The following is a 25,149-nucleotide window of genomic DNA, read 5'->3' as shown; positions in this document are numbered from 1 at the left end:
GCGGGGCTGTCTGCACACCCTCGCGACCGGGGAGCCGTACGAGGGCGAGCCCTTCGCCCACGAGGAGCTGGTGGACGGTGTGGCGGAACTGCCCACCTACAGCGTGCGCGTGACCCGGCTGGACGGCGCGCTGCTCCTCACCTGGATCCGCCACGCCTCCTCCGACCGGCAGGAGCAGCGCCTGGCCGATCTGCAGCGGCTGGGCAATCTCGGCTGGGCGCACTGGAACCTGGCCACGTCGGCCGCCTCCTGGTCCTCGCAGGTGTTCACGATCCTCGACCGGGACCCCGCGCAGGGCCCGGTCCGGCTCGGCGACCTCCCCCCGCTCGCGCTGCCCGACGACCGGCCCGCACTGAGCCGTGCCGTGGAGCGCCTGGTCCGCGAGGGGCGGCCGTTCGACGCCCCGTTCCGGATCCGCGGCAGCCGAGGCGTCCGGCATCTGCGACTGGTCGCCGAGGCGGTGCGGGACCTGGACGGCACCCCGGTCGAGGTGCACGGCTTCGTGCAGGACGTCACCGCACGGCGCCGCGCCGAACTCGCCCTGGTCGAGAGCGAGCGGGCGATCCTCACCCAGCACGACGTGCTCCAGGCCGAGCGGACCCTGGTCGCCCGCTTGCAGCACGCGCTGCTGCCGCTGCCCGGGCAGCCGGTCGGCCTGGCGGGGCTGCGCGTCGAAGTGGCGTACCTCCCCGCGCAGTCGGGCATCCACGTCGGCGGCGACTGGTTCAGCGCCATAGAACTCCCCGACGGCGACGCGCTGTTCGTGGTCGGTGACGTCGCCGGGCACGGGGTCGACGCCGTGGCCACCATGGCCCAGCTGCGGTTCACCGCCAAGGGCATGGTGATCACCGGCTCCTCGCTCACGGGCGCGCTCGCCCGCCTCAACACCCTGCTGCTGCACTCCCGGGACAGCCACGGCTCGGCAACCATGGTCCTGGCCCGGTACAAGCCCGCCGAGCGCTGCCTGATCTGGGCGCAGGCGGGACACACACCGCCGCTGCTCCTGCGCGGCGGCGAGGTGACCTATCTGGACCGGCCCGGCGGCACGCTGCTCGGCGCCACCCCCGCCCCCCGTTTCGAGGAGGCCCGATGCCGTCTCGAACCGGGCGACCGGCTCCTGATGTACACGGACGGCCTGGTGGAGCGGCCCACCGAGAACCTCGACCAGGGCCTCGACCGGCTCGCCCGGGCGGTCGCCGCCGACCCGGGCGACGAACAGGCCTCCCTGGGCACCCTGCTGGACGCGATGCTGGACGGGGAGCGCCGCGACGACGTGTGCGTCCTGGACATCCGGGTGCCGAAGAGCCGGGAGCCGGAAGACACCTTCTAGTGCCGCGGCAGGCAATGTTCGCCCGCGAAGGAGCGGCGTCCGGTGCGTGCTCTCGGTGTGCCGGCCGGAAGCCCTCGTACTGGATGTACTTGGGCTTCCGGCCGGTGCGGCGAGTGGGGGCACCTCCCACGCCCTTGAGGCAGTGGGGGAGCGTGCCGGGCGTCGCGACGGGGCGAACGTTGCCTGCCGCGGCACTAGGTGCGGGATTCCAGCGCCCGGCGGGTGTCGTCGCCGTAGACGCCGGTCTCGTCGCCCTGGATGCCGTACCAGAGCTGGAACCGGGCGACGGCCGCGGTCAGTGTGGCGTCGTAGCGGCCGTCGATGCTGCCGTCCCGGTAGACGTCGGGGACGCGCAGCAGCCGCTGCTGCAGTTCGGTCACCTCGGGGCCCGCGTCGCCCTCGCTGAGGAATCCGCGGTAGTCCGGCGTGGGCGGGGGCGGCAGGGGCGCCGCGGCCGAGGTGACGGAGGGCCGGGGAGCGGCGGGTGCCGTACGGTCGTCGGGGCCCGGGCCGGTGAGCAGGGCCGCCCCGCCGAAGCCGAGGACCGCCGCGACGCCCATCGCGGTGAGCACGACCGAGGGCCGCTCGGCGAGGGAGGCACGGCGCCGCGAGCGGGCAGGGGCCAGGGGCGGGAGTTCCTGGGTCTCGTCCTCGGCTCCGGCGGGGGCGCGGGGCGGGGACACCTGCTCGTAGTCGGCCTGGTCCTCCTCGAACTGCCGGAACAGCTCCGCGAGGGCGTCGGTGCGGCGCGGGCGCAGGACGCGGATGGGTTCGAGGGGCGGGCCGTCGTGCGGCCGGGGTGGCTCGGACGGTGTGGTCACGCTGCTCTCCTTCCGTCCCGCACACGGGAACCGTCAGCCGCCTGACGGGGGACCGTCAGCCGCCTGATGCGGAGAGATACGCGCCGGGAGCCGGGGAGGTTCAGCCTCCCGCGGCGAGGAAGCGGCGCAGGGAGGCCGCCATCGTCGCGACGAACGCCTCCCGCCGTGCCTCGTCGAGGGCGTCGAGCGACAGATAGGGGTTGAGGTCCTCCAGCTCGACCAGCAGCAGGTCGCCGCCCGGCGCCCGGCAGGCGTCCACCCGCTGGATGCCGTGGTCGAGGACGTTCCAGTCGATGAAGCGCCGGGCGAACTCCAGGTCTTCCCGGGAGGGTTCGTACGGCTCCAGCTGCCAGCGCCGGTCGGGGTGCGGGGCGTACAGGGCGTACTGGAAGGCGTCGTCGACGAAGTAGAAGGACACCTCGTAGACGAAGTCGATGTGCGGCTGCACCAGGACGGCGCCGTCGACGAGCGCGGGGACCTCGTCGGCGGGGACGACGCGCAGTCCGAGGGAGTCGGCGCCGAGCCGGGGCTTCACCACGTACCGCTCGGCCTCGGGCAGCCGGTGCAGATCCTCCGTGCGGTCGACCGTGGGGATCACGGGGTGGCCGGCGGCGGTCAGATCGAGGAGGTACTGCTTGCCGGCCATGTCGCCGCGACCCGTGAGCGGGTTGTACACCGGCATCCCTGTCGCGGTGGCACGGGCACGGAAGGCGTCGTAGGCCTCCTGGTACTCCAGGACCGGCCCGCTGTTGCGGACCACCACGGCGTCGAAGCCGTCGAGCAGGGCGGCGGCGTCCCTGGGGTGGCACAGCGCCAGGTCGAAGTCCGTGCGCAGCCGCGAGGTCAGGAAGATGTCCTCGTCGCAGTAGCGGCGCCCGCGGGCCGGGTAGGCCAGGTCGGTGACGTAGAGGACGCGGGGGCGGACGGACGGCATACGGGCTCCTCGAGAGTGACGGCGACCTGATCATATGAACGCTTCCGGAGGAGGGCGAGGGACAGCACTCAGTTCCGTCCTGGGGCTGCACTGAGTGCCACATACGGCGCTCAAGTGCTACGTTCCCGTTCATGAGCTCCAGCAGTGCGGCTCCCGGCCGCGACGACAAGGCCGGCAGGGACGACAAGGCCCGCAGAGCGGACAAGCCGCCCATGCGGGACGCGCTGATCGCGGCGGCGTTCCGGCTGTTCCTGGAGCGGGGCTACGAGGAGACGACGGTCGACGACATCGTGGCGCTGGCCGGGGTCGGACGGCGGTCGTTCTTCCGCTACTTCCCCTCCAAGGAGGATGTGGTCTTCCCCGACCACGAGCGCTGCCTGGCCGACATGACGGCCTTCCTCGCGGCGAGCGCCGCCGACGACGAACCCGTGCGCAGGGTCTGCGACGCGGCCCGGCTCGTGCTGCTGATGTACGCCGAGAATCCGGCGTTCTCCGTGCAGCGCTACCGCCTGACCAAGCGCGTCCCGGGGCTGCGCGCGTACGAGTTGTCGGTGGTGTGGCGCTACGAACGCGCCCTCGCCGAGTATCTGCGCGGGCGGTTCGCCGGGCACCGGGACGGCACGCTGCGGGCCGATGTGATCGCGGCGGCGGTGGTGGCCGCACACAACAACGCGCTGCGGTCCTGGCTGCGTTCGGACGGCAAGGACGACGCGGAGGCGGCGGTCGACCACGCTCTCCGGCACGTCCAGGCCGCCTTCGGCGCGGTACCGGCGCCGCCGGCGGACGAGCGGCCCGAGGACGTGGTGGTCGTCGTCGCCCGGCGCGATGCGCCGCTGTGGCGCGTGGTGCAGGAGCTCGAGTCGGCCCTGGGACGCGCCTGAGCCGCTGCGTGCGGCGCAGGGCGAAGCCAATTCAGGGTACGCAGTGCCTTTACGGCTGGCACTCAGTGCCATACTCTGTCGCTGTGCACGGTGGCACGGCGCGCCGAGCACACCCGTGCCCGCGTGACCGGGTGCGCGGGATTCCGGCCGAGTGCAGGGAGTTGACCAGCGTGTACCACCACTCAGGAAGCGTCGCTCAGCAGGCAGCCGGCTCCGCGACGGGCGTCCTCGAACCGCAGGGCCCGGAGTCGGAGGCCATCCTCTTCCAGCGCTGTACGTGGTGCGGCACCGCCATGTACCACCGGCTGCTGTGCCCCGTCTGCCAGGGCAGCGACCTGCGCACCGAGCGCAGTGAGGGCGTCGGCACGGTCCGCCACTCGACGGTGGTGCACCGCAACACCCCGGCCGCCCGCAATGTCTCCCTGATCGAGATGGCCGAGGGCTTCGTGCTGCGCGGCCGGGTGATGGGCCCGCCCATCGGCATCCACAGCGGTGACCGGGTGCGGCTGTCCACGGCCAAGGACCCGGTGCGCGGCGAGCCGGTCTTCCAGCTGATCGACGAGCCGTACCGGGCGTGGACCTGACGGCCCGACGGGTCGTTCCGGGTCACGGAGCGACGAGGTGTCGGGCTGCCGTCACAGGGTGATACGGATCCCCACCGTGCCGTCCAGGCCGCGCCGCAGTCGGCTGCCGAGCAGCGTCAGCCGGCCGGTGAGGCCGTACTTGCGGGCGATCAGCGTGCGGTAGCGAGCGGTGGTGGCCGGGTCGCAGATCTCCGCGGTGGCGGGGACCTGCTCGCCGGTGGGGTTGCCGCGCAGGTCGCAGGGGCCGACGAGGACGTCGGGGCGGTTGCGGATCCGCTTCACCTTCCAGGAGTCGGCCACGGTCCAGACACCGAGCGCGTCGCCGTCGCGCACGACCCACACCGGGGTGGCGACCGGCGTGCCGTCGCGGCGGAAGCTGGTCACCAGAAGGTACTTGCCTGCCCCGAGCCGGGCCGCCGACGCGTCGTCCATGCCGGGCAGTCTAGGCCTCCGGCGCCACCATGCCTCCCTCCGCGGCGATCTTCATCCGGCGTACGGCCTCCTCGATCAGCTCCGGTGAGGTGGCCAGGTTCAGCCGCACATGGCCCGCGCCGCCCGTGCCGAACGGCAGCCCCGAGTTGAGCGCCACCCGGCCGCGGTCCAGGAAGACGCGGGCCGGATCGTCGCCGAGGGCGAGGGCGCGGCAGTCGAGCCAGGCGAGGTAGGTGGCCTCGCCCGGGCGGTAGCGGATGCCCGGCAGTCGCTCGGCCAGGAGGGCGGCGAGCAGCCGGCGGTTGGTGTCGAGTCCGGCGAGCACGGAGTCCAGCCACGTGGTGGCGTCGCGCAGGGCGGCGGTGTGGGCGATGATGCCGAGGTGGCTCGGTCCGTGGCCGACCTCCTCGGGCATCCGGGCCAGATCGCCTGCCGCTTCCGGCCCGGCGACGGCGAGCGCCGCCTTGAGCCCGGCGAGGTTCCAGGCCTTCGAGGCGGACATCAGGGACAGCCCGCGCTCACCGCCCGGCACGCTCAGATACGGCACGAAGCCCGCGTCACCGACAACGATCGGGGCGTGGATCTCGTCGGCGACGACCCGGACGCCGTACCGGTCGGCGAGGGCGGCGACGGCGGTCAGTTCCTCCGCGGTGTGGACCGTGCCGGTGGGGTTGTGCGGGCTGCACAGCAGAAGGGCGGCGCGCCGTCCGCTGGTTGCCGCCTGCCGGAAGGTGTCCTCGAGCACGGCGAGGTCGAGCCGTCCGTCCGCGCCGAGCGGGGCCTCGGCCAGCCGGCGGTCCATGTGCCGTACGAAGTCGTAGAACGGCGGGTAGACGGGCGGGTTCACCACCACCGTGTCGCCGTACCCGGTGACCAGCTTGAGCATCTCCACCACGCCCAGCATCACGTCGGGCACGAGCGCGGTGCGTTCGACCGCGACCCCGTCCCAGCCCCACCGCTTCTGAGCGAAGGCCGCGAGCGCCTCGGCGTAGGCGGTGCCCGCGGGGTAGCCGGTGTCGCCCCGCTGGAGTGCCTCGGTGACGGCCCGCACGACGGGTTCGGCGAGCGGCACGTCCATCTCGGCCACCCACAGGGGCAGCACGTCGTCGGGATACGTACGCCACTTCATGCTGGTGCGGCGGCGCAACTGGTCGAGGGTGAGGGCGCTGAGGGGATTCGGTTCACCGGACGGTTCGTGCGGGATCCTGGTCATAGGCCCAACATAGGTGCCCATGGGTCGGCGGACATCACGCGAGCGGCGTACGTGCCGTTCGTCTCGCCCTCGCACTGAACGCACCGGGGCCCGGGCCCGTATGGAGAGAGGGCGCTCGACTCAAGGGAGTGCCCCGTGGTGGGCGCACCGCGCGCCGTACGGGTACGGGAGCCATGCATGAGGCACGCACGACGACGGGTCGTCCGGCGAGTGACACGGCTGGCGGCCGTCGGCGGAATCCTCCTGGGATGCACGATGGTCACGCGCGCGGTGGCGAGTGAGCCGCCCGCGGCCGACGCGGTGCCGTTCGCCGCGGCGACCGAGGAGGCGAGGGACGCCGGGCCCGGGGCGCGGCTGGTGTCGCGGCTCGGCAGCGACCGCACCGCGGGCAGCTGGATCGCCGCGGACGGGCGGACGGTCGTCGCGGTCACCGACGAGGAGGCGGCGCGGGAGGTGCAGCGGGCCGGTGCCGAGCCGAAGATGGTGCGGCACAGCATGAGCGAGCTCAAGTCGGCGACGCGGACGCTGCGTTCGGCTCCGCGTGTGCCCGGCACGGCGTGGGCCATGGACTACCGGTCCAACGAGATCGTGGTGCGGGGCGACACCACGGTGTCGGCGGACGACTGGTCCGAGCTGACCGAAGTGGCCGAGGGCATCGGCGGGTTCGTGCGCATGGAGCGCACCGAGGGGACGTTCACCACGCGGCTCAACGGCGCAACGCCCATCCTGTCCACCGCCGGACGCTGCTCGGCGGGGTTCAACGTGACCGACGGGACACGGGAGTTCATCCTCACGGCCGGGCACTGCGGGCCCGAGGGGTCGGTGTGGTTCTCCGACGGCCGGGGCAGGCAGGAGGTCGGGACGACGGTCGGCGGCAGCTTCCCCGGTGACGACTACTCCTTGATCGAGTACGACGGCGGCCGGGCGGGCGAGGGTGCCGGTGTGGTGGCGGTCGGGGACGGCAAGGGCGTGCGCATCACCGGCGTGGGCGATCCGACGGTCGGTCAGCGGGTGTTCCGCAGCGGCAGCACCAGCGGGCTGCGGGACGGTGAGGTGACGGCCCTCAACGCGACGGTGAACTATCCCGAGGGCACGGTCAGCGGGCTCATCGAGACGAACGTGTGCGCCGAGCCCGGCGACAGCGGGGGGCCGATGTTCTCCGAGGGCATCGCGCTCGGCATCACCTCGGGCGGCAGCGGCGACTGCCGTGCGGGCGGCACGACGTACTTCCAGCCGGTGACGAAGGCCCTGTCCGCGCTGAACGTCCGCCTCATCGTGTCCCCGCAGGACGGCGACCGGTCGGCGGCCCCCTCCCCCGCGCCCTCGGGACCGGCGGGCGCGGCGGCCCCCGGCGGGGCGTCCCCGGGCTCCTCGGCACCGGCCACGGGCATCCCGAACGCCTCCACCCTGCTGTCCCGCCTGGCCGACCCCCGCAACGTGGGCCCCGGCCTGCTGGTCGTCGGCGGCAGCATGGTCGCCCTGGTGGCCACCCGCTGGATACGGGCGGAACAGGACCGCAAGGCCTACCAGCGCCACTACTCGGCGATGTGGAGCTGAGCGACGTACCGCACGGCCACCCCGGCACCGGCGAGCAGCCCGTCCCGGGCACCGCCGCCGGCGACCCCCACCACAGCACGGGGCCGGTAATCACGATGCCGGCCCAGGCGAGGGTCCCCGAGGACGAGGACCCCGCACCGAACGGACAGGGCGACCCCCGTCACGGCGCTGACGGGCACGAGCACGCTCATCGCCCAGAGGGGCGAGGCCAATGCGAGAAGGGCACCCATTCGGTCACGGGTGCCCTGCTGACGGATGTGCGATGCCGAGGTGGTCGACGGGAGGGTCAGGCTGCCTTGGCCGGCTGCGGAAGGGCCGCGGCCCACTCCAGGACGAGGCGCTGGTACTCCTCGCGCTGTTCGCCGCTCAGTGTCCCGCCCGACCGGAGCCACAGGGCCCGGATCTCCTCGTTGACCTCGGCAGCCGATCGCTCGGAGGAGGGTTCAACACTGGTGGACATGCTGTGAAGCATACGGCGCCCGAGGTGAAGGCGCTGTGAGTAATCGCACCCGCACCGGGCATTTCGGACGTGTCGCTGATCACGTCCATCTGGCATGCCCCGTGGGCGAGTTCACACGCGACTCGGACCGCCGCGCGTGTGTGTCCGTCTTCACACGTCCGTCGCCCCGAGCACCAGCACCTGGATCGCCAGCACGGCCGCGCCGCGCGCCCAGTCGTGGAAGTCGGACACCTTGGTCTCCAGGTCCACCGGCATAGCGAGGGGATGGCGGTGGGCGCGGAGCGTCTCGTGCACGGTCTTGCCGGCCACGTCCATGAGGCCGACCCCCTCCCCCGCGAGCAGGATCTTCTGCGGCATGACGAAGTTGGAGATCTGCGCCACGAGCGTGCCGAGGGCGCGCGCCGCCTCCTCGACGACCCGGGCGGCCATGGGCTCGCCCTCGGCGGCGAGCGCGAGGATCTCCTCGTAGCCGAGATCGCGTCCGGAGGCGGCCCGGATCTGGTAGCGGATGCTGGGGATGGTCAGCAGGGAGACCGCGCTGCCGCGCGCTCCGTCGGGGGTGAGCGGCCCGTAGGGGTCGATGATCCAGTGGCGGCCGAAGCCGCGGTCCTCCTCGGTGTTGGGCACCCGCTTGCCGCCGAGGACCAGTCCGTAGCCGAGGCCCGCGCCGATGGTGAGGACGACGAAGCGGTCCAGGCCCCGCCCGGCACCGAACCAGGTCTCCGCCTCGACGAGCGCGGCCACGTCGTTCTCGACCACCACCGGCAGGCCGGTCCGCTCTTCGACGAGCGCCGCGAGCGGTACGTCCCGCCAGCCCAGGAACGGGTTCTCGCCGACCGTCGCCCGGTCCTCGACCAGGCCGCCGACGCCGATCCCGATGCCGGCGACGCGCGGGTGCTCGCGGATCAGCTCGGCGGTCATCTCGCCCAGCAGACCGGCGACTTCGGCCGGGTCGTGGGTGGTCAGGGGGCGGTCGTGGCGGGCGGTGATCTCACTTCTGAGGGTGGTGACGACGCCGTAGACCATGTCCGCGGTGATCTTGTACCCGATGAAGGAGCGGGAGTCGGCGACCACGTCGAGCGGCTGCGAGGGCCGCCCCTGACGCGCTTCGGCGCCGCCGGCGTCGGGCACCTCGACGAGCAGGCCGGTCTCGATCAGCGGCTTGGTCAGGCGGGTGAGACTGCCGGCGGACAGGCCGAGCCGCCGGGCCAGTTCGGTGCGCGACAACGGCCCGTGCACCAGCACCTCGATCGCCACGGAGCGCTCCCCCGGACTCAGCGGCAGCCAGCTGGCGGCGCTCATGGTCACCAAGATCGACCCCCATATTTTTTCACCTCGAAAACAATGAGGCCACCATACGGCCGTCGCCCGCCTCGGCAAAAGATGCGCACCGACCCCTTGACGCATGGATTCTTCCGCACCAAAAGTAAGTGCCCCGAGGACGAGCCGCCGTATGCGAGGGAGTTTCCCCGATGACCGTCGCCTCCAGCAGTCCCGTGTCGCGTGCCCCGACGGGCGGAGCCGCGGGGACGGGCAGCAGAGAGAAAGCACCCGGCGCCGAGTCCGGGGCGCGCCGCGGGGACGGGCGGCTGGCCGCGCTGTTCATCGCCCCGGCGCTGCTCGGCTTCGCCGTGTTCCTGCTGTGGCCGACGCTGCGGGGCATCTACCTGAGCTTCACCCGCTTCAATCTGCTCACCCCGGCGGAGTGGGTCGGCCTGGACAACTACGTCCGCATGGTGCACGACCCGATCTTCTGGGACTCCCTCACGGTCACGGTCGAATACGTCGTGATCAACATCGGCGTGCAGACGGTGGCGGCCCTTGCCATCGCCGTACTGCTCCAGCGGCTGACGCGGTCGGCGGTGCTGCGCGGGATCGTGCTCACCCCGTATCTGATGTCGAACGTGGTCGCCGGCATCGTCTGGCTGTGGCTGCTGGACACGCAGCTCGGCATCGGCAACGAGATCCTCGCCGGTCTCGGCCTGGACCGGATCCCGTTCCTCGCCGACGAGACCTGGGCGATCCCCGCCATCGCGCTGATCAACGTCTGGCGGCACGTCGGCTACACCGCGCTGCTGCTGTTCGCGGGGCTCCAGGCGATCCCCGGGGACGTGTACGAGGCGGCACGGGTGGACGGCGCGAGCGAGTGGCGGATGTTCTGGCGGATCACCCTGCCACTGCTGCGGCCGGTGCTCGCGGTCGTGCTGATCATGACGGTGATCGGTTCCTTCCAGGTGTTCGACACCGTGGCCGTGACGACCGTCGGCGGCCCGGCCAACGCCACCAACGTCCTCCAGTTCTACATCTACGGCGCCGCGTTCGGCCGCTTCCAGTTCGGTTACGCCTCCGCGATGTCGGTGGCCCTGCTGGTCGTGCTCAGCGCCATCACCTTCGTCCAGTACCGGCTGACCCGGGCCGGGCGCAGCGACCTCGGCTGAGGAGGAGGGAGTGACCGACATGGCTGCCGTGGCCACCACGACGACCCCCGTGCGCACCCGGCGCCGGCTGTCCCCCGGCCGGATCGCCGCCTGGGCGGTCATGGGCGTGATCGTGCTCGTGACCCTGTTGCCGTTCTACTGGATCCTCAGAACGGCGCTGTCCACCAACACGGCGCTCGCGGCGCACCCCGGCGACCCGCTGCCGGTGGGCCTGACGACCGGCGGTTTCGAACGGGCCCTCGGGCTGCAGTCCACCGAGGAGGCCATCGCCCAGGGCGGCTCGGGCGGTGGGCTGAAGTTCTGGCGCTATCTGCTCAACTCGGTGTTCGTCTCCACCCTCGTCACCGTCTGCCAGGTGTTCTTCTCCGCCATGGCCGCCTACGCGTTCGCCCGGCTGAGGTGGCGCGGCCGGGACACGGTGTTCGCGCTGTTCCTGGCGGGGCTGATGGTGCCGGCCATCTTCACCCTGCTGCCGAACTTCGTGCTCATCAAGGAACTGGGGCTGGTGGACAGCCTGCTGGGCATCGCGCTGCCCACGATGTTCATGACGCCGTTCGCGGTGTTCTTCCTGCGCCAGTTCTTCATGAACGTGCCCGCCGAGGTCGAGGAGGCGGCGCTGCTGGACGGTGCCGGGCGGATCAGGATCTTCCTGCGGGTGATGCTGCCGATGGCGTCGACGCCGATCCTGACGCTGGGCGTGCTGACGTACATCACCTCCTGGAACGACTACTTCTGGCCGCTGATGGTGTCCTACAGCGACAGCTCGCGGGTGCTGACCGTGGCGCTGGCGATCTTCCGGGCGCAGACGCCGCAGTCCGGCTACGACTGGTCGGGCCTGATGGCGGCGACGCTCATCGCCGCGCTGCCCATGCTCGTGCTGTTCGGCGTGTTCGCCCGCCGGATCGTCGGCTCCATCGGCTTCACCGGGATCAAGTGAGGGAACTGGCATGCGCATACGTACCGCCGCCGCGCTGACCTGCGCGCTGGCCCTGTCCCTGGTGACCGGCTGCGCGCAGGGCGGGTCCGCCGGATCCTCCGCGCACACGGTGACGTACTGGCTCTGGGACGCCAACCAACTGCCCGCCTATCAGGACTGCGCGAAGGGGTTCGAGCGGGAGAACCCGGAACTGGACGTGAAGATAACCCAGTTGGGCTGGGCCGACTACTGGACCAAGCTGACCGCGAGCTTCATCGCCGGCACCCAGCCGGACGTGTTCACCGACCACATCCAGAAGTTCGGGCAGTTCGCCGACCTCCAGGTCCTCGAACCGCTGGACGAGCTGGGCATCGACCCGGGCGACTACCAGCCGGGACTGGCCGACAACTGGCTCGGCCGGGACGGTCACCGCTACGGCGCCCCGAAGGACTGGGACACCGTGGCCCTGTTCCACAACAGGAAGATGACCGAGGCGGCCGGGCTCAGCACGGACGAGCTCAACAGCCTGGCCTGGAACCCGGAGGACGGCGGCACCTTCGAGAAGGCCGTCGCCCGTCTCACCGTGGACGTCCACGGCCGGCGGGGCGACGAGCCCGGCTTCGACAAGAACAACGTCGAGGTGTACGGGCTGGCCACCGGCGGCGCGGGCGACGGCGACGGGCAGACCACCTGGAGCCCGTTCGCCGCGTCGGCCGGCTGGAACTACACCGACAAGAAGCGGTGGGGCACCCGGTACCGCTACGACGACGAGACCTTCCAGAAGGTGATCGACTGGTACTTCGGGCTCGCCGAGAAGGGCTATCTCGCCCCGCTGGAGAACTACACCGACGGCGCCAACCCCGCCAACGCCCAACTCGCCTCCGGCCGCGCGGCCATGGCTCTCGACGGCGCCTGGATGATCTCCACCTACCACGGCTCGGAGAACCTGGACGTCGGCACGGCCTTCACCCCCGTCGGCCCCACCGGCAAGCGCGCGACGATGATGAACGGGCTCGCCGACTCCATCACGAAGAACGCCCGCAACAAGCCCGGCGCCGTGAAGTGGGTCGAGTACCTGGCGTCGGACAAGTGCCAGCGGATCGTGGGCCGTTACGGCATCGTCTTCCCCGCCACGCCGAAGGGCACCGAGGCAGCGGTCGCCGCCTACCGGAAGAAGGGCATCGACGTCACGGCCTTCACCCGCCCCGTCGTCGACCGCGAGCACTTCACCACGTTCAGCTTCCCGGTCACCACCTACGCCGCCGACGTGTTCGCGCTGATGCGTCCCGCCATGCAGGACGTGTACGGCGGCGCGCCGGCGAGCGAACTCGACCGGACCAACGACCAGATCAACCTGATCCTCTCCCAGTGACTCCCCCGGTATCTCACCCAGTGAAGGGCACGCGTTCCATGACGTTCACGATCGGCATCGTCGGCGCAGGCCAGTTCTCCGGCCAGTTCGCCACCCTGTTCCAGGCCCACCCGGGCGTCGGCGACGTGTACGTCACCGATCTGCTGCCCGAACGGGCCGAGCAGCTCGCCGCCGCGCAGGGGCTCGCCGGGACCTTCCCGTCGTACCAGGCCATGCTGGAGTCCGAGGCCGTCGACGCGGTCGCGATCTTCACCCAGCGCTGGACCCACGGGCCGCTGGTCGTGCAGGGCCTGAACGCGGGCAAGCACGTGTACTCGGCGGTTCCCATGGCGATCACCACCGAGGAGATCTCGGCGATCATCGACGCGGTCAAGGCGACCGGGCTGACGTACATGATGGGTGAGACCAGCGAGTACCACCCGGCGACCGTCCACGCCCGCAACCAGATCGCCCAGGGCGCCTTCGGCCGGCTGTTCTACGCCGAGGGCGACTACGTCCACGACATGGACCTGGGCTTCTACGAGGCGTACCAGTACAGCGGCGGCGAGAACTGGAAGGCCACGGCCAGCTATCCGCCGCTGCTGTACCCGACCCACGCGGTGGGCGGGGTGCTGGGCGCCTGGCGCACGCACGCGGTGAGCGTGTCCGCGATCGGGGTGGTCGACGACCGCGGGGACGGCGTCTTCGACAAGGAGGTGAGCCAGTTCGGCAACGACTTCTCCAACGCCACCGCCCTGTTCGAGGTGGCGGGCGGCGGCTCCTTCCGCACCAACGAGTTCCGGCGGGTGGGCTATCCCTCGCACATCAGGGAGTCGCGGTTCCGGTTCTTCGGCACCGAGGCGAGCATGGAGCAGCTCGCCACGGTCGCGCTGTGGCAGGACAAGAAGGGCGTGAAGGACATCACCGAGCTGCTGGAGCCCAAGCCCTCCCTGTCCCCCGACGACCCGTCCCTGCGGCACATCGCACCGGAACTGCGGGCCGCGTTCACCTCGGGTTCGGCGCCGGTGCACGACCGGTCGCGGCTGCCGCGGGAGTTCGACCGGCTGCACAACGGTCACGAGGGCAGCCACCACTTCCTGGTGGACGACTTCGTGACCGCGGTCACCACGGGCACGCTGCCGTCGGTGAACGCGTGGGTGGCCGCCCGCTACACCCTGCCGGGCATCATCGCGCACGAGTCGGCGCGGCAGGGCGGGGCCAGGCTGGAGATCCCGGACTTCGGGGACGCCCCCCAGCAGTGACCGGGGAGTGACCCGGGAGTGACCGGGGCCGCCGCGGGCCGGGTGCGTCAGGTGCCCGGCTTGCGGCCGTACACGTAGACCTCGTCGCCGGTCTTCAGCAGGGACCAGTACTTCTTGGCGTCGGTCTTGGTCATGTTGACGCAGCCGTGCGAGCCGGGCGGGTTCCACATGCTGACGCCGACGGAGTGGAAGGCCTGGCCGCCGTCGAAGAACTGCGCGTACGGCATCGGCACGTCGTAGATGGTCGAGACGTGGTCGATGTTGCGCCAGGAGATCTTCTTCAGGCCCGTGCGGGTCTCGTAGCCGTCGCGGCCGGTGCGGACCGGCACGGGGCCGTAGACGAGCTTCTTGCCGTCCTGGATCCAGCTGAGCTGGAGGGTCAGGTCCACGCAGGCGATACGGCCCTTGTTCACCGGGCATTTGCCCGATTTATTCGGGTTCTTGCCCACGGCCTTCTGCTTGTTCATGAGGTCCATCACACCCCAGGTGACCGGACCGGCGTAGCCGACGGCGGGCGTGATGCCATGCTTGGCCTGGAAGGCGCGGATGGCCTTGCAATCGGCGGAGGACTGCTTGCCGTCGACCGGGCGGCCGAGGAACTTCTCCACCTGCTTCTGATGCGGGCCCGCCTTGGTGGTGCAGCTCGCTGCCTGCGCCGGCGCGGTGCCGAGCGTCAGCGTGAGCGGTGTCACCAGCGCGGTGAGCCCGAGGACGACGGCACTCCGTCTACGTATGTCCCCCATGGTCCGATTTGCCTTTCCCCTGGAGTCGAGCGCATGGCCTGCGCACTCTGCCAGGTAGACGGCCGATCGGAAAAATCGGTTGTACGGACTCACGCGCCGCAACCGAACGGTGACCTGGGACGGTGACCGGAAAGATCACGGCGCTGCCCTGGATTCCCCGGACACCTTCCGGTCGCGGCAGCGCTTGATGGAAGCCGGAGTTGACCGCCGTGATGCCGCCGTCGACGACGAGAGTGGTGCCGGTGATCCACGACGCGTCCCGGGACGCGAGGAAGGCCACAGCGGCGGCGATGTCCTCCGGCTCGCCCACGCGGCCCAGCGGGTACAGGCGGCGCGCGGCCTCCAGGTCGGCGTCCCGGCCCTCCCAGGCCCTGGTACGGATCGTGCCGGGCGCCACGAGGTTGACCCGGACCCCTCGGGGGCCCGCGTGGCCGGCGAGGGTGCGGGTGAGGGAGATCAGCCCGGCCTTGGCGGCGCTGTAGGCGTGGTTGCCGAAGTCCTGCAGCCCGTTGACCGAGCCGATGCTGACGATCGCGCCCCTGCCGGTGGCGGCGAGGTGCGGCAGCGCGGCGCGGCAGCAGCGGTAGGCGCCGGTGAGGGTGATGTCGAGGTCGGCGGCCCACTCCTCGTCCGGCTCGTCCTCGAATCGGGGAGCGTCGGGCGTGCAGTGGGCGGCGTTGTTGACCAGGACGTCGAGCGAGCCGAAGGTGCGGGCGCACGTCGCGACGGCCGCCTCGACGGACGCCCGGTCGGCGACGTCGCACCCGTACGCCTCGGCCGCCAGCCCCCGCTCGCGCAGGGCCGACGCGGTCCGCTCCGCCTCGGCCCCGTCCACGTCGGCCACCAGCACCCCGGCCCCCTCCTGCGCGAAGCGCCGGGCGGTGGCCGCGCCGATGCCGCGTGCCGCGCCGGTGATGAGAACTCCGTACCCGTCGAAGCGTCCCGCGTCGGTCGTCATGGCGTGACGGTAACCGGCGGAAGGATCACGGCGGGAGAGTCGGGCACCTTTCGTCGGTGGGCGGGGTCAGCGGTAGCCGGTCACGTCCGCCGGCTTGCCCGCGTCCTGGACCTCGACGAGGTACCGCCAGGCGTCGGGGCGGCTGCCGTCCAGGTCGGTGAAGCCGTACTCCTGGGCGAGGCCGCCGCTGGAGAGGGACGTGCCGTTGAAGCGGGCCACGTCCGGGTCGGCGGCGAGAGCGGTGACCGCGCGGCCGACATAGCGCGGCGTCTCCGAGATGGCGAAGTGGGGAACGCGCTCCAGGGCGTCACGCCAGTTGTCCTCACGGACCCCGAAGGTCTCCAGCATGATCTCCGAGCGCAGCCAGCCCGGGGTCAGCGCGACGGCCGTGGCACCCCGCGGTCCCAGTTCGTGCCCCAGCGCGAACGCCATGCGCAGCACGGAGGACTTGGCGAGGTCGTAGAAGAAGTTGACCCGGTAGTTCTCGCGGTTGTAGTCGGCGGTGCCGTCGGTGACCTCGACGACCAGACCGCCCGGGTGACGCAGCAACAGGGGCAGGGCGTGGTGGCTGGTGATGGCGTGCGTCTCGACCGCGAGCCTGAGCAGCCGGAGCCCGTTGTCGAGGTCGTGTTCCCAGACGGGGCTGTCCCACTCGAAGAGCTTCTCGCCGCCCCAGATGTCGTTGACGAGGACGTCGAGGCGGCCCTGTTCGTCAGCGATGCGGTCCACGAGGGCGCGGACCTGGGAGGGTTCGAGATGATCGGTCGGTACGGCGATGCCCCGGCCGCCCGCCTCGGTGACGAGGTCGGCGGTGTCCTCCAGGGTCTCCGGCCGGTCGTACTCGGAGCGGCGCTCGCGCGTGCTGCGGCCGGTGACGTACACGGTCGCACCGGCCGCTCCCAGCTCCACGGCGATGCCCCGCCCGGCTCCCCGGGTCGCCCCCGCGACCAGCGCGACCTTGTCCTTCAGCTCTACCGGCATGTCCGGCCTCCCGTGTGCGTGCTCGTAGCGTTCCTGCTGCTTTCGCTGTTCCGAGCGTGACGGGTAAGCCGGACATCCTCTGTCACCTTTTCCTGCGGGTCGGATCAGTGGCCGCGGGCGATCCACTCCTCCAGGTGCGGGGCCTCCGCGCCGATGGTGGTCGCGTCACCGTGGCCGGTGAGCACCTTCGTCTCGGGCGGGAGGGCCAGCAGCCGGTCCCGGATCGAGTCGATGATCGTCGGGAAGTGGGAGAACGACCGGCCGGTCGCGCCGGGTCCGCCCTGGAAGAGGGTGTCTCCGGTGAAGACGGTGCCGAGGCCGGGGTCGTACAGGCAGACCGCGCCCGGTGCGTGCCCGGGGGTGTGCAGCACGGTGAGGTCGGCGCCGCCCGCCTCGATCACCTGCCCGTCGACCAGCCAGGCGTCGGGGTCGCGGTCGGGGTGGGTCTGCTTCCACAGCGGCAGGTCGTCGTGGTGCAGCCAGATGGTGGCGCCGGTGCGCTCGGCGAGGGCGGGCGCGGCGTCGATGTGGTCGTTGTGGGCGTGGGTGCACACGATGGCCGTCAGCCGGCGGTCGCCGACGGCCTCGGCGATGGCGTCGGCATCATGGGCGGCGTCGATGACGACGGCCTGGTGGTCGTCGCCGACGATCCAGACGTTGTTGTCGACGTCCCAGGTGCCGCCGTCGAGGCTGAACTGCCCTGAGGTGACGAGGCGTTCGACGCGGGCGGTCATCACAGCACCACCACCGAACGCAGCACGTCGCCGCGGTGCATCCGCTCGAACGCCTTCTCCACCTCGTCGAGCTGGATGGTCTCGGTGACGAACGCGCCGAGGTCCAGGCGGCCTTGGAGATGCAGATCGACGAGCATCGGGAAGTCTCGGGAGGGCAGGCAGTCGCCGTACCAGGAGGACTTGAGGGCGCCGCCCCGCCCGAAGACGTCGAGCAGCGGCAGTTCCAGTTTCATCTCGGGTGTGGGCACGCCGACCAGGACGACCGTGCCGGCCAGATCGCGGGCGTAGAAGGCCTGTTGGTACGTCTCGGGCCGGCCGACGGCTTCGATGACGACGTCGGCGCCGAAGCCGCCGGTGAGGTCCCGGATCGCCTCCACCGGGTCCGTCTGCCGCGAGTTGACGGTGTGGGTGGCGCCCATGGAGCGGGCGGTCTCCAGCTTGCGGTCGTCGATGTCGACGGCGATGATCCTCGCCGCGCCGGCCAGGCGTGATCCGGCGATGGCCGCGTCGCCGACGCCGCCGCAGCCGATGACCGCGACGGAGTCGCCCCGGCCGACGTTCCCGGTGTTGATCGCGGCGCCGATGCCGGCCATCACCCCGCAGCCGAGCAGCCCGGCGACCTCGGCGGAGACGGCCGGGTCGACCTTGGTGCACTGCCCGGCGGCGACGAGGGTCTTCTCGGCGAAGGCACCGATGCCGAGCGCCGGGGAGAGCTCGGTGCCGTCGGTGAGGGTCATCTTCTGCTGGGCGTTGTGCGTGTCGAAGCAGTACCAGGGGCGGCCGCGTCTGCACGCCCGGCACTTTCCGCACACCGCACGCCAGTTGAGGATCACGAAGTCCCCAGGTGCCACATCGGTGACGCCGTCGCCGACCGACTCCACCATGCCCGCGGCCTCGTGGCCGAGCAGGAAGGGGAACTCGTCGTTGATGCCGCCCTGTTTGTAGTGCAGATCGGTGTGGCACACCCCGCAGGCCTGGACGCGGACGACCGCCTCGCCCGGACCGGGGTCGGGCACGACGACCGTCTCGATCCGTACCGGCTCGTCCTTCCCCGGTGCGATCACGCCGCGTACTTCCTGCGCCATGCTGCGTCTCCTTCGTCGGCCGCTGTCCGTTCCTGACCGACCCTACGTCCGACTGATCGGTAAGGGCCGGTGGCCGCGGACACCGCCGGGGTGTCGGGGCGAGCGCGCGTGCTGGGCTTGCCCAGGTCCGCGGGGCGGAGGAGGCTCGTAGAGAGGCCCGTCGAAGGAGGTCATCATGGCAACCGCGGCAGAACCCGTCTTCACCAGCGACACCCTGCGCCGCTGCGTCGAGGCCGACACGTCGGCGCCGCTCAAGTCGCTGTACGCCGACGACGCCGAGCTGCGCATCGTCGACCGCAACACCCAGCCGAGCCACCCGAAGGTCCTGCACGGCCGGGACGAGATCGCCGCCATGCTCGACGACGTCTACAGCCGCGACATGACCCACAAACTGGAGCGGTGCGTGGTCCAGGGCGACCAGGCCGCCTACAGCGAGAGCTGCGAGTACTCCGACGGAGTCCGAGTCCTCTCGGAGTCGATGCTCTCGCTCCGCGACGGCAAGATCACCGAACAGACCCTGATACAGGCGTGGGACGAGTAGGCGGGGCGCGGGGGCGGGCGGTGTTCACCCGCCTACCCTGCGCGTGACGTTCAGCAAGTACTCCTTGCGGTTCAGGGGGTTGTGGTCGGTGCGTGGGCGGTTCGGTGGGGGGCCGTGGGTGACCGGGGAGTAGTGGGCGAACGCGGTCTCCAGTTCGCCCTCGCCTCGGGTCGGGGCCGGGAGCCGTTGTTCCAGGGTGTGCACGTGTGCCGCCGGGACCGTGCCGTGCAGGATGCACAGGTCGGCGTGGGTGTCGGTGGATTCCGGGATCGCGCCGAGTGCGGCCAGGAGCGGCAGCAGCGCGCCTAGGGTGTCCGCCGGGGCCTCGATGCGGAAGCGGTGCATCGGCTCGTGCACGACGGTGCCGGCGCGTCGCAGCGCCTCGACGAGGACCAGCGGGGTCAGGCCCCGGAAGTCGGCGCCGGTGCTCGACATGCTCTTGTCGAAGCCCTGGTGGGCGTGGCTCTGCCGGGGTGAGTAGCCGCAGTGGGTCATGGTGACCGTGCAGTCGGTGACCTGCCAGCCGTGCAGCCCCTGGCCGAGCGTCTCGCGCACGGTGTCCTCGACCGCCTTGAAGAAGGCGTACGGCATCGAGCCCAGCTCCACCTCCAGGCGGAAGCCGATGCCGCTGCCCACGGGCGCCGGGTCGACGCGCAGGCCGACCGTGGCGAGGAAGGGGTTCTGGTCCTTCTTGTTGTACTCCACGGCCGCTCCCGTCCCGGCCGGCCGCTCGATGCACAGCGGTGTGGTGGCCCGGAAGGCGACGTCCAGGCCGTACTCCTCGGCGAGCGTGGCCTGGACGACCTCCTTCTGCACCTCACCGTAGAGCGAGACGGAGGTCTCCCGCCGTACCTCGTCGTGGCGCAGGCCGATCAGCGGGTCCTGTTCGGCGAGCTGGGTGAGTGCGAGATGCAGCGCCCCCTGGTCCACGCCGGGGGCGGGGACGACGACGGTCTCCAGGGTGGGCGGCGCGAAGAAGTGCTCGTGGTGCTTGCGGGGTTCGCCGAGCGCGTCACCGATCCGGACGTCCCCGAGGCCCCACAGCCGGGCGATCCGGCCCGCCGGCACCGCGTCGGAAAGGGTGTCCGTACCGTCGCCGAAGACGCTGATCGCGGTGACCCGGCCCTCCGGGCGGGCGCCGGGGCCGCCGCCGTCCTGCCCGAACGGGATCCGGTCGCGGACCCGCAGGGTGCCGGAGAACATCCGCGCGTAGGCGATCTTCTCCCCGGCAGGTCCCCGCTCCACCTTGAACACGGTCCCGGAGACTGGGCCTTCGGGGTCGCCGTCCGCCGGGGGCAGCAGCTCCTTGACGCCGTTCAGCAGCGCGTCCACGCCCGCGCCGGTGATGGCGGAGCCGAAGTAGACGGGGTGCACCAGGGCCTGCCTGGTGCGGGCGACGAGGGTGGTGTGCAGGCGGGCGTCCGCGATCTCCCCTTCCAGGTACGCGGCGAGCAGGTCGTCGTCTTCCAGATACGCCGCGAGCAGGTCGTCGTCCTGGTCCGCCAGCACGTCCAGCGCAGCCGGGGACAGCCCGGGGACGACACGGGCGTCCGGTGTGCCGAGGCCCGTGGTCGTCGCCATCGGCACGATCGCCGGGGTCAGCCGATCCGAGATCGCCCGCAGGACCTCCGTCTCCCGCGCCCCACGCCGGTCGATCTTGTTCACGAAGATCAGCGTGGGGATGCGCAGCCGCCGCAGGGTCCGCATCAGCACGCGGGTCTGCGCCTGGACGCCCTCCACGGCGGAGACGACCAGCACGGCGCCGTCCAGCACGCCGAGCGCACGCTCCACCTCGGCGATGAAGTCCGGGTGGCCCGGTGTGTCGATCAGGTTCACGGTCACGTCGTCGAGCGGGAACGAGACGACGGCCGCCTTGATGGTGATGCCGCGCCGGCGCTCCAGCGCGAGGGTGTCGGTGCGGGTGCTGCCGGCGTCGACGCTGCCGATCTCGTCGATCACCCCGGCGGAGTGCAGCAGCCGCTCGGTCAGGCTGGTCTTACCGGCGTCGACATGGGCGAGGATCCCGAGGTTGAGCAAGTGCACGAAGCGTCATGTCCTTTGACGAGGGGGTCGTTCCTTCCGGGAGGGACATGAACGGTGCGCGCATTGCTGCTCCTCGACGCGTGGCGGCCGTGACCCGTGCAGTGCACCAGGACCGGCGACCCACAGGCAATGGATTAACGCTCAACCAACCCCGCCGCAGCACTCGCCGCCGCACCGGAGCGGTCCTAGAGTGACGTACATCACGCCAAGCCGATGTTTCCCGCCCTTATCCCTCTCATCCGCCCTGATCCGCCCGATCGGCTTCTGGAGGGCACATGACCCACATCTCGGTGAAGGTGGACGGCACGACCTACGAGGACGAGGTGGAACCCCGTCTCCTGCTCGTCCACTATCTGCGCGACCGCCTCGGCCTCACCGGCACCCCGATCGGCTGCGACACCTCCAACTGCGGGGCGTGCACGGTCGAGCTCGACGGCGAGAGCGTCAAGAGCTGCACACTGCTGGCCGTCCAGGCGGACGGGGGCGAGGTGACCACCGTGCAGGGACTCTCCCGCAACGGCGAGCTGACCGAGCTCCAGCGGGCGTTCCACGAGCGGCACGCGCTGCAGTGCGGCTACTGCACCCCGGGCATGATCATGGCGGCGCGCGATCTGCTGCGCGAGCACCCCCACCCCACGCCGGACGAGGTGCGGCACGGCCTGGAGGGCAATCTGTGCCGCTGCACCGGCTACCAGAACATCGTGCGGGCCGTGCTGGACGTCTCCGAGCAGTCCGAGCAGGAGGTCACGACATGACCGAGACGGTGGAGCGTGAGATCGGCCGCGCCCGGACCCGCAAGGAGGACGCCCGCCTGATCACCGGGCAGACCAACTGGACCGACAACATCACCGTCAACGGACTGCTGCACCTGGCGATCCTGCGCAGCCCGATGGCCCACGCCCGGATCGAGCGCGTCGATGTGTCGGCGGCCTTGGAGCGCCCAGGGGTCATCGCCGCGTTCAGCGGCCGTGACGTGGCCGAGGAGATGGGCTCACTGCCGTGCGCCTGGCCCGTCGCGGAGGGCACGGTGGTGCCGGACCACCCTCCGATCGCCGTCGACGAGGTGCGTTACGCCGGTGACCCGGTGGCGGTGGTGGTGGCCCGCGACCGGTACACGGCCGCCGACGCCCTGGAGGCGATCGAGGTCGACTACACACCGCTGCCGGCGGCCCTGGACATCGAGGCGGCCCTCGCCGACGACGCGCCGCTGGTCCACTCCGACAAGGGCACCAACCGCTCGTACGAGTACCGCACGGCCAACGGCGACTACGAGGCCGCCAAGGCGCGGGCGGACGTCGTCCTCACCCGCCGCTACCACCAGCAGCGGCTCATCCCGACGGCGATGGAGCCGCGCGCGGTGGTGGTCGACCCGACGGCCGCGTCCGGCGAGTTCACTCTGTACTCCTCCACCCAGATCCCGCACGTGCTGCGCGTCCTGCTCGCCGTGACGACCGGCATCCCGGAGAACAAGCTGCGGGTCGTCGCCCCCGATGTGGGCGGCGGGTTCGGTTCCAAGCTCCAGGTGTACGGCGAGGAGGTCATCACCCTCGTCCTGGCCAAGCGCCTCGGCCGCCCGCTGAAGTGGACCGAGTCCCGCTCGGAGGCCAACGTGGCCACCCATCACGGCCGCAGCCAGGTCCAGGACATCGAGGTCGCCGCCCGCCGCGACGGCACGCTGCTGGGCCTGAGGGTGTCCCTGCTGGCCGACATGGGCGCGTATCTGATGCTGCTCAGCCCCGGCATCCCGGTCCTCGGCGCCTCCATGTATCCGGCGATCTACAAGATGGGGGCCTACGACTTCACCTGCACCGGCGTCTTCACCAACCGCACCCCGATCGACGCCTATCGCGGCGCGGGCCGCCCGGAGGCGACCTTCGCGATCGAGCGGATCATGGACGACCTGGCGGCCGAGCTGGGCATGGACCCGGTCGACCTGCGCCGGCACAACTGGATCCGGCACGAGGAGTTCCCGTACACCACGGTCGCGGGCCTCACCTACGACAGCGGCAACTACGAGGCCGCCACCGACAAGGCGCTCGCGCTGTTCGACTACGACAAGCTGCGCGCCGAGCAGGCCGACCGGGCGCACCGCGGCGACACGGTGCGGCTCGGCATCGGTGTCTCGACGTACACCGAGATGTGCGGTCTGGCGCCGAGCCGCTGGCTGGGCGAGATGCGCTACGCGGCCGGCGGCTGGGAGGCGGCGAGCGTAAGGGTGCTGCCCACCGGCAAGGTCGAGGTCATCACCGGCACCAGCCCGCACGGCCAGGGCCATGTGACGTCCTGGAGCCAGATCGCCGCCGACGTGCTGGGGGTGCCGTTCGAGGACGTCGAGGTGCTGCACGGCGACACCCGGCTGGCGACGCACGGCATGGACACCTACGGCTCGCGTTCGCTCGTCGTCGGCGGCGTCGCCGTCCACGAGGCGGCGCGCAAGGTGGTGGACAAGGCCCGCAAGGTCGCCGCCCATCTGCTGGAGGCGAGCGAGGCCGACCTCGACTTCGCCGACGGCGCGTTCGTGGTGAGGGGCTCCCCGGAGGCGCGCAAGACCATCCAGGAGGTCGCCTTCGCCACCTTCGCCTCGCACGACCTGCCGGACGGCATGGAGCCGTCGATCAACGCCGAGCACGTCCTCGACCCGGAGACCTTCTCGTACCCGCACGGCACCCACCTGTGCGCCGTCGAGGCCGACACCGAGACGGGCGCCGTGCACATCCGGTCGTACGTGTGCGTGGACGACGTCGGCAAGGTGATCAACCCGCTGATCGTCGAGGGCCAGCTGCACGGCGGCATCGCCCAGGGCATCGCGCAGGCGCTGTACGAGGAGGCCGTGTACGACGAGGAGGGCAACCTGGTCACCGGCACGCTGGCCGACTACATGGTCCCGGCGGCCCCGGACCTGCCCGAGTTCGTCACCGACCGGACCGAGACACCGGCCACCTCCAATCCGCTGGGCGTGAAGGGCGTCGGCGAGGCGGGGACGATCGCCTCGACCCCGGCTGTCGTCAACGCGGTGGTGGACGCCCTGCGGCCGTTCGGCGTGTGGGACATCCGGATGCCGTGCACACCGGAGCGGGTCTGGCAGGCGCTCCGGTCCGGTGACTCCAGTGGCTCCAGTGGCTCCGGGCAGCCGGGTCGGTCCGGGAAGGAGGCGTCCGCATGATTCCCCCCGCATTCGACTACGCCCGCCCGAGCAGCGTCGACGAGGCGGTGCGCACGCTCGCCGACGCGGGTGAGGACGCGAAGGTGCTGGCCGGCGGGCAGAGCCTGCTGCCGCTGATGCGGCTGCGGCTGGCCTTCCCGGAGCTGGTCGTGGACGTCAACCGGATCCCTGAGCTGCGCGGGGTCCGCGAGGACGGCGACACCCTCGTGATCGGCGCGATGACCACCCACCACGCCGTCATCACGGACCCGCTGGTCCGGCGGCACGCGGGGCTGCTGGCGTCCGCCACCTCCACGGTGGCCGACCCCGCCGTACGGCACCGGGGCACCCTCGGCGGCTCGCTCGCCCACGCCGACCCGGCCGGTGACCTGCCCGCCGTCGTCCTGGCGCTGGACGCCGAGCTGGTCGCGCAGGGTCCGGGCGGCCGGCGCTCCATCGCCGCCCGGGACTTCTTCGTCGACTATCTCCAGTCCGCCCTCTCCCCGGACGAGCTGCTGGTCGAGGTCCGTATCCCCAAGGCGGACGGCTGGGGCTACCGGTACGAGAAGTTCCACCGGGTGGCCCAGTCGTGGGCGACGGTCGGCGTGGCGGCGCTGGTGCGGCGGGACGACGGGCACATCGCCGAGAGCCGGATCGCGCTGACCAACATGGGCGCGACGCCGCTGCGGGCGCAGGCCGCCGAGCAGGCCCTGTCCGGCGCGGGCGACCCGGAGGCCGTGGCC

The 25,149-nt window shown here is 71.5% G+C and carries 24 protein-coding genes and 1 pseudogene; 12 read left to right on the top strand and 13 right to left on the bottom strand.

Annotation, left to right across the window (positions count from 1 at the left end):
- A partial coding sequence (locus tag N4P33_RS15060; RefSeq protein ID WP_260827111.1) for a PP2C family protein-serine/threonine phosphatase occupies nt 1-1,330 on the top strand: 1,330 nt, incomplete at its 5' end.
- 194 nt (nt 1,331-1,524) lie between these two features.
- On the opposite strand, the gene N4P33_RS15055 is transcribed toward N4P33_RS15060, so the two are convergent.
- Both N4P33_RS15055 and N4P33_RS15050 read right to left on the bottom strand, forming a co-directional pair.
- Complete coding sequence (locus tag N4P33_RS15055) at nt 1,525-2,151, bottom strand: peptidoglycan-binding protein (RefSeq protein WP_260827109.1); 627 nt, start codon at nt 2,149-2,151, stop codon at nt 1,525-1,527.
- 100 nt (nt 2,152-2,251) lie between these two features.
- Entirely contained in the window at nt 2,252-3,085 is an 834-nt protein-coding gene (locus tag N4P33_RS15050) for a hypothetical protein (RefSeq protein WP_260827106.1), read from the bottom strand.
- Between the two features lie 131 nt (nt 3,086-3,216).
- Here N4P33_RS15050 and N4P33_RS15045 point away from each other — a divergent pair, with 131 nt between their 5' ends.
- Together N4P33_RS15045 and N4P33_RS15040 are read left to right on the top strand one after the other, a co-directional pair.
- The gene (locus tag N4P33_RS15045; RefSeq protein WP_260827104.1) at nt 3,217-3,966 is read left to right on the top strand and encodes a TetR/AcrR family transcriptional regulator; all 750 of its coding nucleotides are present in this window, start codon (nt 3,217-3,219) and stop codon (nt 3,964-3,966) included.
- Between the two features lie 170 nt (nt 3,967-4,136).
- Nucleotides 4,137-4,550, top strand: a complete 414-nt coding sequence (locus N4P33_RS15040) for a Zn-ribbon domain-containing OB-fold protein (RefSeq protein ID WP_260827102.1) — start codon at nt 4,137-4,139, stop codon at nt 4,548-4,550.
- A gap of 51 nt (nt 4,551-4,601) precedes the next feature.
- On the opposite strand, the gene N4P33_RS15035 is transcribed toward N4P33_RS15040, so the two are convergent.
- Both N4P33_RS15035 and N4P33_RS15030 read right to left on the bottom strand, forming a co-directional pair.
- Nucleotides 4,602-4,982, bottom strand: a complete 381-nt coding sequence (locus N4P33_RS15035; RefSeq protein WP_260827100.1) for a PPOX class F420-dependent oxidoreductase — start codon at nt 4,980-4,982, stop codon at nt 4,602-4,604.
- A gap of 10 nt (nt 4,983-4,992) precedes the next feature.
- Nucleotides 4,993-6,195 (bottom strand): MalY/PatB family protein, encoded by a 1,203-nt coding sequence (locus tag N4P33_RS15030; RefSeq protein ID WP_260827098.1) that lies wholly within the window; start codon nt 6,193-6,195, stop codon nt 4,993-4,995.
- Nucleotides 6,196-6,372: 177 nt separating this feature from the next.
- Between N4P33_RS15030 and N4P33_RS15025 the strand changes: the two genes are divergently transcribed.
- A complete protein-coding gene (locus N4P33_RS15025; RefSeq protein WP_260827096.1) occupies nt 6,373-7,752 on the top strand; it encodes a S1 family peptidase in 1,380 nt (459 codons plus the stop codon).
- Here N4P33_RS15025 and N4P33_RS15020 read toward each other — a convergent pair.
- The 3 genes from N4P33_RS15020 to N4P33_RS15010 form a co-directional block, all read right to left on the bottom strand.
- Nucleotides 7,731-7,943, bottom strand: a complete 213-nt coding sequence (locus tag N4P33_RS15020; protein ID WP_260827094.1) for a hypothetical protein — start codon at nt 7,941-7,943, stop codon at nt 7,731-7,733. The genes N4P33_RS15025 and N4P33_RS15020 overlap by 22 nt on opposite strands.
- Nucleotides 7,944-8,038: 95 nt before the next feature.
- Nucleotides 8,039-8,224, bottom strand: a complete 186-nt coding sequence (locus N4P33_RS15015) for a hypothetical protein (RefSeq protein WP_260827092.1) — start codon at nt 8,222-8,224, stop codon at nt 8,039-8,041.
- A gap of 138 nt (nt 8,225-8,362) precedes the next feature.
- Nucleotides 8,363-9,520 (bottom strand): ROK family transcriptional regulator, encoded by a 1,158-nt coding sequence (locus N4P33_RS15010; protein ID WP_260827115.1) that lies wholly within the window; start codon nt 9,518-9,520, stop codon nt 8,363-8,365.
- 164 nt (nt 9,521-9,684) lie between these two features.
- On the opposite strand from N4P33_RS15010, the gene N4P33_RS15005 reads away from it, so the two are divergent.
- From N4P33_RS15005 to N4P33_RS14990, 4 genes are read left to right on the top strand one after another with little or no spacing between them, the layout of a single operon-like run.
- Nucleotides 9,685-10,650 carry a carbohydrate ABC transporter permease gene (locus tag N4P33_RS15005; RefSeq protein WP_260827090.1) on the top strand — a complete coding sequence of 322 codons (966 nt, stop codon included), beginning with the start codon at nt 9,685-9,687 and terminating at the stop codon, nt 10,648-10,650.
- A gap of 19 nt (nt 10,651-10,669) precedes the next feature.
- A complete protein-coding gene (locus N4P33_RS15000; protein WP_260827113.1) occupies nt 10,670-11,587 on the top strand; it encodes a carbohydrate ABC transporter permease in 918 nt (305 codons plus the stop codon).
- A 10-nt stretch (nt 11,588-11,597) separates the two neighbouring features.
- On the top strand, nt 11,598-12,938 hold the full coding sequence (locus N4P33_RS14995; RefSeq protein ID WP_260827088.1) for a sugar ABC transporter substrate-binding protein: 1,341 nt from the start codon (nt 11,598-11,600) through the stop codon (nt 12,936-12,938).
- 38 nt (nt 12,939-12,976) lie between these two features.
- Nucleotides 12,977-14,179: a Gfo/Idh/MocA family protein gene (locus N4P33_RS14990; protein WP_260827086.1), complete on the top strand. Its 1,203-nt coding sequence runs from the start codon at nt 12,977-12,979 to the stop codon at nt 14,177-14,179.
- Between the two features lie 47 nt (nt 14,180-14,226).
- Here the strand turns inward: N4P33_RS14990 and N4P33_RS14985 are convergent, their stop codons facing one another.
- The 5 genes and pseudogenes from N4P33_RS14985 to N4P33_RS14965 all read right to left on the bottom strand — a co-directional run bounded on the left by N4P33_RS14985 (nt 14,227) and on the right by N4P33_RS14965 (nt 18,680).
- A complete protein-coding gene (locus tag N4P33_RS14985; RefSeq protein WP_260827084.1) occupies nt 14,227-14,922 on the bottom strand; it encodes a L,D-transpeptidase family protein in 696 nt (231 codons plus the stop codon).
- Between the two features lie 166 nt (nt 14,923-15,088).
- A pseudogene (locus N4P33_RS14980) lies at nt 15,089-15,880 on the bottom strand (SDR family NAD(P)-dependent oxidoreductase); the annotation flags it as partial.
- A gap of 66 nt (nt 15,881-15,946) precedes the next feature.
- Nucleotides 15,947-16,861: an SDR family oxidoreductase gene (locus N4P33_RS14975; RefSeq protein WP_260827082.1), complete on the bottom strand. Its 915-nt coding sequence runs from the start codon at nt 16,859-16,861 to the stop codon at nt 15,947-15,949.
- Between the two features lie 104 nt (nt 16,862-16,965).
- Nucleotides 16,966-17,595, bottom strand: a complete 630-nt coding sequence (locus N4P33_RS14970) for an MBL fold metallo-hydrolase (RefSeq protein ID WP_260827080.1) — start codon at nt 17,593-17,595, stop codon at nt 16,966-16,968.
- Entirely contained in the window at nt 17,595-18,680 is a 1,086-nt protein-coding gene (locus N4P33_RS14965) for an S-(hydroxymethyl)mycothiol dehydrogenase (RefSeq protein WP_260827078.1), read from the bottom strand. Before N4P33_RS14965 ends, N4P33_RS14970 begins: the two co-directional genes overlap by 1 nt.
- Nucleotides 18,681-18,855: 175 nt before the next feature.
- Here N4P33_RS14965 and N4P33_RS14960 point away from each other — a divergent pair, with 175 nt between their 5' ends.
- Nucleotides 18,856-19,221, top strand: a complete 366-nt coding sequence (locus N4P33_RS14960) for a nuclear transport factor 2 family protein (RefSeq protein WP_260827076.1) — start codon at nt 18,856-18,858, stop codon at nt 19,219-19,221.
- Between the two features lie 24 nt (nt 19,222-19,245).
- Here N4P33_RS14960 and N4P33_RS14955 read toward each other — a convergent pair whose 3' ends face one another.
- On the bottom strand, nt 19,246-21,264 hold the full coding sequence (locus N4P33_RS14955) for a translation factor GTPase family protein (protein WP_260827074.1): 2,019 nt from the start codon (nt 21,262-21,264) through the stop codon (nt 19,246-19,248).
- A gap of 275 nt (nt 21,265-21,539) precedes the next feature.
- On the opposite strand from N4P33_RS14955, the gene N4P33_RS14950 reads away from it, so the two are divergent.
- From N4P33_RS14950 to N4P33_RS14940, 3 genes are all read left to right on the top strand, one after another.
- Complete coding sequence (locus N4P33_RS14950; protein ID WP_260827072.1) at nt 21,540-22,019, top strand: (2Fe-2S)-binding protein; 480 nt, start codon at nt 21,540-21,542, stop codon at nt 22,017-22,019.
- The gene (locus tag N4P33_RS14945) at nt 22,016-24,427 is read left to right on the top strand and encodes a xanthine dehydrogenase family protein molybdopterin-binding subunit (protein WP_260827070.1); all 2,412 of its coding nucleotides are present in this window, start codon (nt 22,016-22,018) and stop codon (nt 24,425-24,427) included. The genes N4P33_RS14950 and N4P33_RS14945 overlap by 4 nt, the downstream gene beginning before the upstream one ends.
- On the top strand, nt 24,424-25,149 hold a 726-nt coding region (locus N4P33_RS14940), incomplete at its 3' end, for a xanthine dehydrogenase family protein subunit M (protein ID WP_260827068.1). The genes N4P33_RS14945 and N4P33_RS14940, both read left to right, overlap by 4 nt.

Source organism: Streptomyces sp. 15-116A (genome assembly GCF_025290915.1).
In the GTDB taxonomy this organism is placed as follows: Bacteria; Actinomycetota; Actinomycetes; order Streptomycetales; family Streptomycetaceae; genus Streptomyces.
The sequence above is the reverse complement of the archived record's forward strand: the minus strand, read 5'-3'. Positions and strand labels throughout refer to the sequence as shown.